The 14,111-nt window shown below is 38.4% G+C and carries 16 protein-coding genes, 2 pseudogenes and 1 riboswitch; of the genes and pseudogenes, 3 read left to right on the top strand and 15 right to left on the bottom strand.

Features of this window, described 5'->3' with window-relative positions; all coding sequences use genetic code 11:
- Positions 1-111: 111 nt before the first annotated feature.
- From FN924_RS03385 to FN924_RS03325, 13 genes and pseudogenes are all read right to left on the bottom strand, one after another.
- Positions 112-1,233: a GGDEF domain-containing protein gene (locus FN924_RS03385; RefSeq protein ID WP_143892067.1), complete on the bottom strand. Its 1,122-nt coding sequence runs from the start codon at positions 1,231-1,233 to the stop codon at positions 112-114.
- A 55-nt stretch (positions 1,234-1,288) separates the two neighbouring features.
- Positions 1,289-1,384: riboswitch (cyclic di-GMP riboswitch) on the bottom strand.
- Between the two features lie 80 nt (positions 1,385-1,464).
- Entirely contained in the window at positions 1,465-1,695 is a 231-nt protein-coding gene (locus FN924_RS03380; RefSeq protein WP_143897108.1) for a helix-turn-helix domain-containing protein, read from the bottom strand.
- A gap of 58 nt (positions 1,696-1,753) precedes the next feature.
- The gene (locus FN924_RS03375; RefSeq protein WP_158633920.1) at positions 1,754-3,319 is read right to left on the bottom strand and encodes a YndJ family protein; all 1,566 of its coding nucleotides are present in this window, start codon (positions 3,317-3,319) and stop codon (positions 1,754-1,756) included.
- Positions 3,291-3,905: a DUF4166 domain-containing protein gene (locus FN924_RS03370; RefSeq protein WP_228409548.1), complete on the bottom strand. Its 615-nt coding sequence runs from the start codon at positions 3,903-3,905 to the stop codon at positions 3,291-3,293. The genes FN924_RS03375 and FN924_RS03370 overlap by 29 nt, the downstream gene beginning before the upstream one ends.
- Positions 3,906-3,912: 7 nt before the next feature.
- On the bottom strand, positions 3,913-4,806 hold the full coding sequence (locus FN924_RS03365) for a DoxX-like family protein (protein ID WP_143892064.1): 894 nt from the start codon (positions 4,804-4,806) through the stop codon (positions 3,913-3,915).
- A 91-nt stretch (positions 4,807-4,897) separates the two neighbouring features.
- Positions 4,898-5,350, bottom strand: a complete 453-nt coding sequence (locus FN924_RS03360; RefSeq protein WP_143892063.1) for a hypothetical protein — start codon at positions 5,348-5,350, stop codon at positions 4,898-4,900.
- A gap of 120 nt (positions 5,351-5,470) precedes the next feature.
- A complete protein-coding gene (locus FN924_RS03355; RefSeq protein ID WP_143892062.1) occupies positions 5,471-6,256 on the bottom strand; it encodes an ABC transporter permease in 786 nt (261 codons plus the stop codon).
- Positions 6,257-6,258: 2 nt separating this feature from the next.
- Entirely contained in the window at positions 6,259-7,050 is a 792-nt protein-coding gene (locus FN924_RS03350; RefSeq protein WP_143892061.1) for an ABC transporter permease, read from the bottom strand.
- A pseudogene (locus tag FN924_RS19835) lies at positions 7,043-7,171 on the bottom strand (daunorubicin ABC transporter ATP-binding protein); the annotation flags it as partial. The pseudogene FN924_RS19835 and the gene FN924_RS03350, both read right to left, overlap by 8 nt.
- 108 nt (positions 7,172-7,279) lie before the next feature.
- Positions 7,280-8,059 (bottom strand): annotated as a pseudogene (locus FN924_RS03345) (ABC transporter ATP-binding protein); the annotation flags it as partial.
- Between the two features lie 579 nt (positions 8,060-8,638).
- The gene (locus tag FN924_RS03335) at positions 8,639-9,502 is read right to left on the bottom strand and encodes a patatin-like phospholipase family protein (protein WP_143892058.1); all 864 of its coding nucleotides are present in this window, start codon (positions 9,500-9,502) and stop codon (positions 8,639-8,641) included.
- Between the two features lie 116 nt (positions 9,503-9,618).
- The gene (locus FN924_RS03330; protein WP_228409547.1) at positions 9,619-9,852 is read right to left on the bottom strand and encodes a hypothetical protein; all 234 of its coding nucleotides are present in this window, start codon (positions 9,850-9,852) and stop codon (positions 9,619-9,621) included.
- A 6-nt stretch (positions 9,853-9,858) separates the two neighbouring features.
- Positions 9,859-11,283 carry a bifunctional metallophosphatase/5'-nucleotidase gene (locus tag FN924_RS03325; RefSeq protein WP_143892057.1) on the bottom strand — a complete coding sequence of 475 codons (1,425 nt, stop codon included), beginning with the start codon at positions 11,281-11,283 and terminating at the stop codon, positions 9,859-9,861.
- Positions 11,284-11,508: 225 nt separating this feature from the next.
- Between FN924_RS03325 and FN924_RS03320 the strand changes: the two genes are divergently transcribed.
- The 3 genes from FN924_RS03320 to FN924_RS18785 are packed head-to-tail and all read left to right on the top strand — an operon-like array spanning position 11,509 to position 12,308.
- Positions 11,509-11,760, top strand: a complete 252-nt coding sequence (locus FN924_RS03320; RefSeq protein ID WP_143892056.1) for a hypothetical protein — start codon at positions 11,509-11,511, stop codon at positions 11,758-11,760.
- The gene (locus tag FN924_RS03315) at positions 11,738-12,169 is read left to right on the top strand and encodes a hypothetical protein (protein WP_143892055.1); all 432 of its coding nucleotides are present in this window, start codon (positions 11,738-11,740) and stop codon (positions 12,167-12,169) included. Before FN924_RS03320 ends, FN924_RS03315 begins: the two co-directional genes overlap by 23 nt.
- Positions 12,153-12,308 carry a hypothetical protein gene (locus FN924_RS18785; RefSeq protein ID WP_158633919.1) on the top strand — a complete coding sequence of 52 codons (156 nt, stop codon included), beginning with the start codon at positions 12,153-12,155 and terminating at the stop codon, positions 12,306-12,308. Before FN924_RS03315 ends, FN924_RS18785 begins: the two co-directional genes overlap by 17 nt.
- Before the next feature lie 43 nt (positions 12,309-12,351).
- Here the strand turns inward: FN924_RS18785 and FN924_RS03310 are convergent, their stop codons facing one another.
- On the bottom strand, positions 12,352-12,918 hold the full coding sequence (locus FN924_RS03310; protein WP_143892054.1) for an NADPH-dependent FMN reductase: 567 nt from the start codon (positions 12,916-12,918) through the stop codon (positions 12,352-12,354).
- Between the two features lie 11 nt (positions 12,919-12,929).
- The gene (locus tag FN924_RS03305) at positions 12,930-13,988 is read right to left on the bottom strand and encodes an LLM class flavin-dependent oxidoreductase (RefSeq protein ID WP_143892053.1); all 1,059 of its coding nucleotides are present in this window, start codon (positions 13,986-13,988) and stop codon (positions 12,930-12,932) included.
- Between the last annotated feature and the right edge of the window lie 123 nt (positions 13,989-14,111).

Genomic DNA, 14,111 nt, shown 5'->3' with positions numbered 1-14,111 from the left:
ACCTTCTTTTTCTCCTAGATGTCGTTTACCTATATATGTTTTTTCTACAAAATATTTAATTTTCCTTCTATTTCCTTCTCTCAACAGAAAACCCGTAGCAACATATATGTGCTACGGGTTTTCATTCGTAATGGATTCTGTCTTAAAGTCTCCCCGGTTTACTACCGTCCTATTTTTTCCTGCTCGTTTCGCCATATACAAGGAATCGTCGGCTGCATGGAACAAGGTTTCTTTGTCCATCCCCGCCGCTAGCTTTTGCACGCCTATACTAATCGTGACCTGCTCGCCATTTAACTCCTGATGGTGAACTTGGGATAAGCTTAAGCGTATTTCTTCTACCTGTTGATGGAAGTCGTCTGTTGATTTCCCAATACTCACAATGGAAAACTCTTCGCCTCCATACCGAGAGGCAAAATCGTCAGCAGATAAATGTTGATGAATTTGTCGAGCGACAATCGCAATAACACGATCTCCTGCTAAATGACCGAAACGATCGTTTACCGATTTAAAATTGTCAATATCTAAAACCGCCACATGGACGTCTAACTCTTCTGGATTGTCAATTCTGAAAATAGAGTCTAAATGTTCATGAAAAGAACGGTGATTATAAAGCTCTGTGACAGGATCGATACGATTTAAGCGTTCCATATGAACATTTTTTAATGTCAACTCCCGTTTTTCTCCCATGATTTCAAGGAGCTTTGCCCTTACAAGAGAGTGGTGACGTAAAAATCGACCGATGATTAATGTCGCACCAATAAATAATGCAATAACTAGCAAGTAGTCTGAAGCTGTTAATTCTAAATAATCTCTATACACAAAGTAATAAACAACAATAAAAGATAAAAATGCTAAGAAAACCGAATAGAACAATAAATGTATTTTATAAAAAAATAACGATATCAACATAGGAAAGACAAGTATAAACGTAGTTAAGGGCTTGTCGTAAATAGCAAACATAATAATACAAGCAATCCCATTCATCCCTGTAATTAGGATGTAATCCACATATTCTACTTCTTTATACGTAACGAGCTCTAAAAAAAGCATCGTTAAAACAAGTTGTAGGACAGGGGATAACACGGTTTGCCCAAAAAAGCTACCAATCTCCTGATACGTAAAAAGCATATTCACGGAGGTCATTATTACATAAAGCCCAATGACCATCCAAAGCGTATTTAAAATTCCACGAACTAGAGTCTTTTGGTCGAGATTTACATCCAGTCCAGCCATTGGTTTTCCCCCATAAAAAAAAGTGACATCCAAAACGAATACCACCCCAAAAATATCCGGTAACCCGGCAATCCTAGCTTTACTTGTTTTATAAAGCCTTAGACCCGTAGTTTTGCGTCCCCGCTTTTCAGTGGGTTTGCCTTTCTCGCTTTAGATTATTAGATTATATGTCTATTATACGCTATTCATACCTAGATATAAATACCTATTTGAGAGAGGAATGATAATTTTTTAGTCTTCGTCCTTTACGTCCATGCTTTCTGGAATCGGCTCATTTAAATATTCCTGCATCATCTGATGGAGCTTTTCAACCTGCTCTAAATGAGTATCAAACTGCTCTCGATTTATTAAAAATTCTTTTCCATCATGGATTGCACGAATTTTATTATGATGAATTAATGCTTCAATTTTTGACTCTGAAAGTTGAAGATATTCAGCCGTTTCTTTGACCGTTAAATACATGGTTTTCATTCACCCTTTATCCCTTATTTAGTATTATTATGACCCGTATGTCATCCCTTTAATCTTTTTGTTTAATAGTGTATTGGATTGTTAAAAATGGTATAGAAAAAATCGTCATTCGATGGATTGCCTCTAAATTTCCTTTCTCTTTAGTAGATACCGTAAAGTGTTCTTGCAGAGGTAACTTCATTCTACTTTTCCCAATAGCCAAGTAGATTCCCGCTTCCCCATTATCTTTGCTAGATAAGCTTAGACGCTTTCCTTTTTCTTCTTCGAGTTTCAAAATCCCAATCATTGTCGAAAATGGCAATGGCAAAGCGATATTCATATAAGTTGTCGCTTTCGTTGTGTGGAACGAATATAAGGCTACGAAAACGGTTTGATTGTCTACTTTACGAATCCATGCTCGAACAGATTCTCTGCCGTCCTCCGCATCATCCACCTTTACAACTTGACCTGTCATCTCTATTTCCCTCGGTGTAAGTGGAAGATTGATTTGTTGAACGAATCTACTGATGATTTTATATAGACCTGCAAATGGCAGAAACCAGGGATGCCAATACACACGGGCTAACAATTGATAACGGTTCGTATTCTCATAAAACCTTCGAACCTCACGATCCAATGCTTGTAAACGATAGATATCCATATCCTCTACTAATCCTTGTACTGGCTCCGAAAGCTTCTCTAGCTCTCTTTTCTTCCTCCAACCTCTTATGTTACTAATTGGGAAATTCCATTCCTTTGCTTTTGAACTTGGCGCTCCTAAATACCAACCAAGCACCCCTATCGCGGCAAATAATAGACCATTTGTCCCACCGTGGAATAATAGCATAAAGGACAAGCTAACATGGAATAGGCCCGTCCAATTTCCGACTGCATACAACAGGGAGAATACTATGCTAACACCTAAAGCAAGAAAGGAGATGGGAATCAGCGCTTTTTGTAGCTTCCTTTCGTAAGGCGTTTTGCATGCTAAGTAGATCCCGCCATATATCGCAACCATGTAAACAAGGACCGAAACCACCTCTAAAAATCTCGAAAAAGAGATTCCAATTGCGACAACCCAAGGCGCCACACACGCCGTAAAAGCGATAAACGAATAAGATTTAACTTTTTGAATACGACCGAGGAAGCCGATGAAGACTAGCAAAAGGAACCCGGCATAGTGAAAATGAATAGCAGTTAACCAAGTAATAATAGGAGAAAAGCCTAGATTCAAGTTTAGCTGAAATGCCAGATACCATGCTCCCCCTACTAGCAGATGAATCATTCCTAATTCAATCAAGCATTCTTCCATATGAACAAAACCTCGCTGTAAAAACCGCTTGATTCCAATGAAAGCAATGACCGCTGTGTATAAGATATAAAGGCATACCAAAAATCCATCCAGCATCGTGTCTCCTGTTACTTGTAAGGTAAAGACGGCTACAGATGCTATAGTGAATAGGAAAACAAGAAAAGGATGCTTCTCCCCTTTTGTTTCTAAAAGTATATGTAATACAAGAGGAACAAAAACGAGCTGAGCTACAGTTAATAATAAATAATACCAGGCATAAGACTGAAAAAAGATTAAAATGAGTAATAGTAGGAGATTACCAATCGAGACTGTTTTCATATTCATCTTGAATGAACTCCCCCTCATAAGCAAATACATGTCCAATCATTGGATTCCGGACCGAAACGTCAATCCGATACGTATTTTTTATAGGATCAAAGGATTCCTTGACCCTCGCTAATCCTTGAAACAATTTTGGTAATGGAATCTCCCATTTCCCTATTACCAATCGTTGGTCTTTCGATGTAATTAAAATACCGCCATCTTGTGTCACTTCAAACACTAAGTCGGAATACACAACGGGAGATTCTCCTAAATAATCCTTGATTACATTCCGTTTAGAATCTAAGCTCATTACCGCATTAAAGAACCGCGTTTTATTTGGGAAATAGAACGCTCTCTTCCAATACACCTGCTCCTTCTTAGACTGATTAACGATCGTAAAAGGAATGTTTTGACCGTGTTCCGGGAACAATAGCTTTCTCTTTGTCGCCAGCCAAAAAAGCGGTGCCAGCCACCGTGGGCCTCCACGAATCCTATACATCGTGCCCTTCGCAACAAACACGGATCCTTCGGAGACACTGTATCTTTTTTGCAGCATTGGATGTAATCTATTAAAATCTTTGCCCATTGCCTTTCGGTATATAGACATTTCTCGCTCATCTCTTTCTTTTACAGAATTTAGCGGTAGGGACATCCTCTCCCGTGGTCATACCTAGCCAGGATAATAGGATTAACGCAAGATTAAAGGTTAGCGGATTAAATGGATGAGACAATACGCTAACATCTCCCCATAACGCAGCTAAAGTTAAGCACATGAACACTACCATTTGTAGTTGAAATAAGCGCCTCTTATTACGTATGGCTAAGAACAAGAGTCCAAACAATATTTCTATTCCACCTGCAAGACGGACGATGGATGGAGCGAAATCAGTTGGAAATATGCTTCGCACCATTTCTAACTCTGTTTCGTGCATCATGAGAAGCTTCGGGATTGCTCCATGATATATCCAGATAAACACAAACAAAAAACTAATCAGCCAATACCCAAAGAACCGTTTATATTGTTGATTTGGACTTTCTCCTTTTTCCAGCCATCTCTTTAAAACATCAAAGCTAAGAGCTGTTCCCCATCCCATAACTGGTCGAAAGAGGAAACGATCTATAAAGGATCCAAAGCTTCCAAAATTCGTTTGATAATTATATTCGGTAAGAAACGTTATCGAATCTTTGCTGGGTTTGTATTTCCAATATCCACGTCCTTCTCGAATTGGCGAGATTGTTTGATCTGTTCCAAAGTGTAAAGAAGACGTTCTAGAACCATCCCCACCATGAAAACGACCAACACTCTGTCCCCAGCCTTCTACTTTAAATGGACCTAGCTTCGTTTGATAGGAAAAAGCTTGAGGCTTTCCCTCTTCTTTTGGTAGGTAATGAATTTTGGTAAAACGCAAATCCCACTGTTCATGAAGGCTAGGATTTTGAGTTGCTTCCCATAGCCTTTCCAAATCTGCATATATTGGAAGCTCTACATAGATTGGCCTTCGTTTCATTCTCATCTCTCCCAAGCCGTATCATTTGTCTTGTCCATTGTAACACAGGGAATACATAAGAAAGGAGTGAGGATAGTTCCTCACTCCTTGTTCATTTTTTATGCAAATGATAAACGGTTCGCTTCATCGTTTCCAACACTGTTTTTTTGTATCGGACACCGAGCATAAGCACCTTTAATTGGTCCAAACGAGATAGCTCTCGAAACCGCGGTTCTTCTTTTAAAAAGGTTCGAATAATACTCAAGCCTTTTGGGATCATAGGGTAATCTTCTAGTTCCTTTTGTAAAAAAGGATATTTTGATTTCTTATGTTCAACATCGATAATACAAGGCACATACGTTTGATTCGTATGTTTTTTCAAATATTCAAACCGATTCTCGCCACTTACCAACGTAAAGCTATCACTTTTTTTATCCTTTTTCACCACTAACACGTGCATGCAATCCCACATAAACATTCGTAGCCTTTTCATTCGTTCGGTCACTTTAACAGACAAATCCGTCTTTATTTTATGCAACGGAACATATTCTACAGTGAATTTCATTCAGATACCTCCTGTAGACACACCTTTTTTCATTATATTGTCGAACATTTGAAATTATCCGTTTCCTCATAAAAAAACAAGCCTCCTTCTTGTCCTTATTAGAACAAGGAGACTTGCTTGTTAGTTACCTGCACCTCTATATTTCGTTACTCCAATGTTCCAAACGACGACAGAAGCACCAAAGAAGACAATGCCCATAACTGGTGTTAGAAAAGCATACTCATACCAGTCTTCACGACCTAAAAAATAAGCAGAAGGATATACACCAACGAAGGCAAACGGCAGAATCCACGTTAACACAAAGCGAATAACCTTATTATAAATATCAACTGGATATCTTCCGTAGTTCCCAATGTTGTACATCATCGGCATAATACTAGTTGGGCTGTCCGACCAAAAGCTAATACTAGCAAGTAAAACAAAAATCCCAGCATAGACGAATACCCCTCCGAATACGAGCACAATAAACAGAAAAGGATCATACCACGAAAAGGATAAGCCTAGCTGATTGCCGGCATACAGCATGACTCCAATACCAGTAAACACACCAAATAACGATTCTAATTCCATTCTTTCTAAAATAATTTGAAAGAGACTATGAATGGGACGAGTTAAAATCCGATCCATTTCACCTTTTACAATGTAGCGTTCATTAAAATCCCAGATATTAAAGAACGCTCCAAAGATCGCAAAAGGAACGAGGAAAAATCCGTAAATAAAGATAATCTCGTCTCTCGACCAGCCGCTTAACAGCTGTGTATGTCCAAACACGATTAAAATAAAGATTAGATTAACCGCTTGAAACAATAAATCGGACAGAATCTCAATGACCATATCCACTCGATACGTAAGCCTCGTTTTCATATATTGTGCAACATATTGAAAGAAGATAGATGCATGCTTCATTTCTACCCCCCCTGTACGATGAGCTGCTTCTTAGCGAGCAACCATAGAATTTGAATTGGAATAATAAGCACGATTGCCCATACCCCTTGAAATAGGATCGCTTTTACTATTTCTTGTCCCACAAAGGACTGTGTAAAAATCATACTCGGAATATAACTGATGGCCTGAAAAGGAAAGAACCCCATGACGTGCTGGGCCCACATCGGGAAAAAGCTGATTGGGATGAGCAGTCCAGAGAATAAATCGATTACTACCCGTTTCGCTTGAATTAATCCATCATTGTTAAAGAAGAAAAACGTTAAGACACCTGTTAGTAAGTTAATTTGTGTATTAATAATAAAGCTGAACACGATTGCTACCCCAAAATAAAGCCAAGTAGACAGGTTTACAGAAAACGTAATTTGAAAAATAAGCGCGACGATGACCATACCCGGTACGGAGAAAAACGCAAATCGGAATATCCCCTCTCCTAGTGCTTGCATCATTTTCATAAACAAGTAATGGTAGGGTCGGATAAACTCAACCGCTACCTTTCCTTCTTTGATTTCTTGAGCTATTTCTCGATCAATATTGTTGAAATAAAACGCTCTAGCCATCCAAGAGACCGCTACATACGTTGTCATCTGTGTAACTGACATGCCTTCAATCGATTCTTTGCCTCCGTAAATTGCATTCCAAAGGAAGTAGTATGCTCCAATATTAATACTATAAATTAGAATCCCACTATAATAATTTGTGCGATAGGCTAGCATCATGAGAAACCGAACTCGAATCATCTCGATATATTTAGCCATGGACCTTCCCCTCTTCATAGATGTTTCGAATAATTTCCTCTGTGGAGATTTCATGGATTTTAATATCTGATATTTTATGAGCAGCAACGACTCTTCCTATCACTTCAGATATAACCTCCTCTTGATTCACCACGTTTGCTACCCATACGTTCGCACGGTTGCCCTTCGTCCATTCCGCCTCAATATCCACAAATAATAGGTCTAATTTTTCCCTCGATATATCCATGTCCGAGAATTGGAATTCAATTTGTTTTCCTTCTCCCCACGTAGAACGTAGGTGAGCTAATAATCCATCATAGATGATTTGACCTTCATCCAACATAATCACTCGATCACATAGTGCTTCAATATCTGATAAATCATGTGTTGTAAGTAACACGGTCGTTTGATACTTTTCATTAATTTCTTTTAAGAAATTACGAATTTTTAACTTTACCAATACATCTAATCCAATCGTTGGTTCATCCAAAAATAATAGACTTGGGTTATGCAATAAAGCTGCCGCTAGTTCGCAGCGCATTCTTTGTCCTAACGATAGCTTCCGTACTGGCTTGTCCAATAGTGGAGCGATATCTAATGATTCGATCACATGATTCATATGTTGACGATATGTTTCATCCGGAACGTTATATACTTTTTTCAGTAACCGAAAGGATTCCTGTACAGCAATATCCCACCAAAGCTGTGAACGCTGCCCGAACACTACACCAATGGAGCGCACGAACTTTTCTCGCTCCCGATGTGGATCCATGCCGTTAACTCGAACAGTTCCCGATGTTGGCGTAAGAATACCTGTAAGCATTTTAATACTCGTAGACTTTCCTGCGCCATTCTCCCCGATATAGCCAACCATTTCTCCTTGACTAACTTGAAAGGAAATATCTTTAACGGCAGGTATTATTTTATAGTTCCTCGTAAATAAATCCCGGAACGCCCCTTTTAATCCTGAGCGACTCGAATACGACTTAAACTCTTTGCGTAAATCGTTTACTTCTATCACTTGTTTCATTTTTTTATCCTCCCACTAACACTTGATTAAGTGTACCGAAAAGACATGAGACGCGCAATAATCATGCCCATCTAAAGGTTTGTGATAAAAATCACATAAAAAATTAAACGCTTTCTTTATAATAGTGTAAAATACAAAAGTGAACTATCTTGTGAACCATTGAACATTTTGGGGGAGGATAATAATGAAGATAATAAAGGATAGACAACGTCCAACGGCTTGGGCTGATTTTAAAGAATTTTTTTTGCAATTTTTTACCATTTCTTCTATGGTTTCTGTCACGTACGGTTGTAAGGAATGAATAAGGTGGAGGTATGCTTCGGTGAGGCCAAGCATTTTAATTTGCTTTTCTACTTCATCCCCTTTTGTTACCTTGATTTCTGCGGTAGTAGACATGTGTAGTAGTGGCGTTCTTTTTATTTTTTGATTTGAACAATCATAAGATTTGGGATGGGATGTTACTCAAATTATACTAGGAAATCATGTAAATAAAAAGAGAATTATGTCGATTTTTATAGTGAAAAAGAGCACATCCTCCAAGAGGTGCTTTAAATAGTAATTTTAATAGGTTTTGAGCCTTCAAACTGTCTCTATTTTTACCCCTAAAAATTCCATTAATCTCTCATATTGTGTCTCTGCATCCTTCCATCCAAGCTGATATAACTCCTCTAATCGATCCTTCTTTTTCTCGACTCTCCCAACTGGTAAGGAGACACTTGGACGGATGACAAACACATTTCCTTTCATTTCTTCTTCCTCGATATAATCTAACGTGTCATTGTACAACTTATAACGGGTTTCTAGCCGCTCATTAATTTTGGGATGCTTCTTATACTTAAACATAGCAGAAATCCGACCAGGTGGGGTTTTTAAATATCCCGCAGGCTTAGTTAAAACAATCACATTTTTTTCAAAACCATCGTGCTGTGCTTTTTTTATTGGAATCGGATCTACAATTCCCCCGTCTAATAATACACGACCTTCAAACGATACGGCCGGTGCAACAAATGGCAAAGAGCTAGATGCACGAAGAATCTTTAACATATCCTCCCCATATTTATCCTTACCATAATAGGCCGCATTCCCTGTTTCGCAATCTGTTGTACCTACCACTAATTGTTCGGAGCTATGTAAGAACGTATCGTAATCAAAAGGCACAAGTTGATTTGGAATTTCATCAAAGATAAAGTCCATACCAAACAACTCTCGTTTTCTGATGTAGTTGCGCCACGATAAATAACGTTTGTCCCCAACAAAATCAATATTTACTGCTCGGTTTCTGCCGGGTTGCCGAGATAAATAGGATGCTGCCATACACGCCCCAGCAGAAACGCCAATAACATATGGAAAATATAAGCTTTGCTCCATAAAATATTCTAAAACGCCCGCTGTGTAAACACCGCGCATACCTCCGCCTTCTAATACAAGACCTGCTTCTTTCATTTTATATCCCTCATTTTTATCTATATATATCCATTTTACATTTTAAGTAAATAAAAGAATATGAAAAAGCTCACCTCATGTAAGATGAGCTTCTAAAACCTATAGAAGTGCAGGAGTTATTCTCCTCCTCCACCTCCACCACCATCTCCGCCAAAACCCCCATCAAAAGAGCTTCCATGATCATGAGACGATGAATCCGAGTCACCGAAAAAGAAAAATGGCGTATGACCGCTTCTCATCACATTATGATTGTTCGACCTTCTAGACACTTTAACCGAAATTGCCAACACAATACCAATCAACAGAAGTACAAAAAGGATTATTCCCATTACAAAAAAGAGCATTCCCATTTTTCATCACCTCTTTCTTAGACATACGTATGATGGCGACAAAAGTTTCCTAATTTTACGAATTTGTGACCAGCGATTTTGTTGAGCTCTTTCAATGAATTCCTTTCTTTGTGCGTACACCCTAATCACATCTTTTATCTCTTCTGGTTCATAGACGTCATCCTTATTATGACTCAAAGACTCATAGCCTGAACCACGCTGCAAATAATCAGAAGAAGCGACCGAATACCAATAGTCATTCTCCATGGGTACTCCCGAGATCATAACATTTATCAATTTTTGCCCATCATGGATAACCTCTGCACCGGATATATGGAGACGCCCTACAAATCTCCCTCTGAAGCCCGGTCCTCTTCCATCAGCTAGACAAGCTTGCACATCTAATGATTGCTGAAGTGCTTCTTTGATATGCTTCCCCTTAACCTTGAATGTAGTTGGATTCAGTGGAGATGGACAAATTTCAATCAGCTTCTTATTTGAGACGAAATCAAAGAGTCCCGAATTTACAATGCCACTGTTCATCAAACCAATATCACATTGAAGCATATCTTTTAGCCCATCCGCAATAAGGTTTGTAATCGGATTTTCTTCCACAACATCATGCCAAAGTGGAGTGGCCAACGAATATAACGATTCACTTAAAACCTCAATCGCCTTTTCTTTATTCTCTGCAAGGATTATTTTAGTTGCTTCGTCTTTTTCAGCTGTTTCTGTTGAAATGGTCTCAGAAGAAACTAATTCGACTTTATCGGCTTGTACATCTACTTCTACTATTCCAATATGCCCAGCCCACATACCTGCACTATTCATAATTGTTCCATTCACTACTTTAGCTTGTTCATAAAGCTGGTGATCATGTGCGGAAATGATCAGGTCAAGTTCTGAAATCTCTAAAGCTAATTCTGTATCAAGCTCTGTACCAATGTGACTTAGTAGAATACATAAATCATAGGTTCCTCTTTGCTTTTCTAATTCTTTTTTTAGTTGTTCTTTATAGTGCTGAACATGTATTCCTAGTCCATCATTAAATTCTTGAAGGTCAGGAGAGGAGCCAGTAATAAGAATTCTTAAACCCTTTTTATTTAGGATAATGCTAGAATGAACTCCTTTGATGTGAGAATGGTTCTTCTTTAATAGATTATTACTAATAAACGGAATGGAACTAGATGACGCCATATATTCTAACGTTTCCATCCCATTAAACATTTCATTATTTCCAATCGTTAATGCATCATATTCCAACGACTGTAGCAATTCAATAGCCGCCATTCCTCTTGTTCCTTGTAGTTCGATACTTTTGAAATCGGCAAAGTCTCCACCATCTAGAATTAATGTATCTTCATCGGTATGCTGACGAATTAACGTCGCTGCTCGCATAAAGCTTTCAAAGTTACTATGTACGTCGTTCGTATGGATGATTTTTAGTCTCATCGTTTCACCTCTGTTTCAGATTAGCTATAACCTATTCTACTCTACCCAGCATATTAATCCAATATTTTCCTGAAATACAGGTACATGAACGCTGTAACCATCCACCTAATTTCTTACAAATTACGGACAAGTCGAAACTATATTGCATAGAATGAATTTATGCCTGCTCAACTATTATATTTCTCCTTCTATTCTAATAAATATCGTAAAGGAGGTGTTAAGGACATGAGATTTTTAATTTTTAAAAGACTTCCACTTATTATGTTGATTTTTGTACTCTCAGGATGTTTACTAAAATCGAATGGACCGACTGAAGCACCTGATCTAGTCGAGGTAAGCAATTTCCGCGCGGGACCAACTACGCAAAGTGGTCCAACAACAGCTGTTGACTTCACATTTGATCAAGCAGCCTATTTAAAATGGAGGAGATCGTTCGAACTTTCATCTTATCCCATTGGATGGAGGGGATACAGTTGATGGATCGACCAATGTACAACCGAATAATGATCAAGCAGGCGATAAAACCGTTACGGTTCTTTTCTCAGGAAATTTAGATCCACAAGATTATGCCCGTGGTTTTGTCGATTCTCAAGTTGTTAACTCAAATGCTAATAATTCTTCTAATGAAAATCCGCTCAATATTAACCAAGCTGCAACCATAAGCAACCAGGGTAAGACAGATAACCCCGACCTGACAAGTGTAACAATGGATGGCAATTCCTATTTATTTAAATTTGATGAAGCACTTACAGATGATGATATCATTCAAAATTCCAGTGGGTTAAGATTATATTTCCCAGAAGCTAAACAAAACAGTACCATTCCGTCAGCAGGATCTTCGCGAGTAGAAGTTGTGGATAATAAAAACGTTGCGAGCTTACTATGAGGGAACAATTCCCGGTGATTACAAGCTACAAGATGCGGTTGGTGCTTATGCGGTGCAAGGAACTGTGCAAGCAGTAGATGGTAGTAGAGGCGCAAATAGCGGGAAAAATGCTTTTGATGAAATGACGTTAAAAAAATAACAAAAAGAGTCTAAGTCTGGTTAGACTTGGACTCTTTCATAAGTTAAAAATCGTATTGCGCATCTTTTTCTTCTTGTATTTTCTGGTATGTTTTCGTTAAAACCACGGTATCTTCCACTAATCTCTCTATTCGGAAGAAAACATCCTCATTTTTGATTTCTTTTAAATAAAAGTCTGATTCCTCAATAAACACATATGTTTGAACAATTTGTGCCTTCATATAAGCTAATATAGGCTTTAATTGCTGTTCCGCAATTAAGAAATGCTTAGATGAACCAGCCGTTACAAGTATGCCTACCACTTTATTCAGGAATGCATTTTGTGGAAGAAGATCAAAAACATTTTTTAATGTCGCTGGAATGGATGCTTGGAAAATTGGTGTCCCAACGATAATAGCATCGGCTTCCATTAGGGACTTCGTAATGTACCCTGTATCCCCTTCATAGTCCAGATAATTTCGTCCATCACTAAACTTCATATCATATTCGGCTAGATCAATTAATTCAACATCTACCTCTTCGTATTTCTCATTCAGGGTTTTCACAGTAAAGTCCATAGCAGTTCTCGTTTTAGAACCAACATTGGACCCAGATAACGCTATGATTTTCATCTTTTATCCCCCTATTTTTTTGCTGTGTATTTTCGAATGGCTGGTAGAATTTCCGTTGCAATCAATTCAATATTTTTCTCCAGTCTTTCAAATGGCATACCACCGAAATCAATTTGGGCAATATATCGTTGATGGCCAAACATTTCATGTTGATAAAGGATTTTTTCAATGATTTCTTGTGGACTTCCGATATTCATCACGTTTTGCGGATCAACCCCTTGTGCAAAATGCTGTTTAGGGAAGCCTTGCCCATTTGTCTTTTTCATCCCCTCATTAATATGAGGATACATGTCTTTTAATGCTTGCTGTGATGTTTCAGCCGCATAAAAGAAGCCAGCTGTTGCTACAGGTAGTTCTGCAGGATCAAATCCGCCTCTTTCTGCCGCTTCTCGGTAAGCATCAACTGTTCTTTTGAATACCGAAACTGGCCCACCTAAGTGTGCCATAAACATTGGAACACCCGCATAACCAGCCTTTATCGCACTGCCTGGTGATCCGCCAACTGCACGCCAAATCGGAAGAGAACCGTTTTGTGGACGAGGAATAACCTCTGCCTCTCTCAATGGCGCACGGAATTCTCCACTCCAGTTCACAACCTCTTCTTCATTTATCTTTCTTAACAAATCGAATTTCTCTTCAAATAATGCTTCATAATCCCGAACATTATACCCTAACAAGTCGAATAAACCAATTCTTGAAGCTCGACCCGCAACTATTTCTGTCCGTCCTCCTGATATTAAATCAATAGTTGAAAAATCCTCATACACACGCACTGGATCACTTGTACTAATAATAGTAGAGGAGCTTGCGATCTTAATATTTTTAGTAGCTTGGGCGATGGCTGCAAGAACGACCGAGTGCGCTTGGGTCGCAAAGTAATCTTGGTGACTTTCACCGACACTAAAAAAGTCTAAACCAGCTTGATCCGCTAGCTTCGCATATTCAATAATTTCATGAACTCTTTCTTTAGCAGAAATTCGTTCTCCTGTTATCGGATTTGGTAAGTGGTCTCCCAACGTATATATACCAAACTCCAACCCTTTCTCTGGATTTATACGATATTTTTCCATATGTTCCACACCTTTCATCTCTATGTTTAGGTTATATAAAATTAGTTTGACTTTTGCTTTTCATTTGATTGAATCAATATTATTATAGTGTATATGACTTTTTAAGATAAGTACGCACTTTTT

This window comes from Radiobacillus deserti, assembly GCF_007301515.1.
Taxonomy (GTDB): domain Bacteria; phylum Bacillota; class Bacilli; order Bacillales; family Amphibacillaceae; genus Radiobacillus; species Radiobacillus deserti.
Note: the sequence above shows the minus strand (reverse complement) of the source record. Positions and strands in the feature narration are given on the sequence as shown.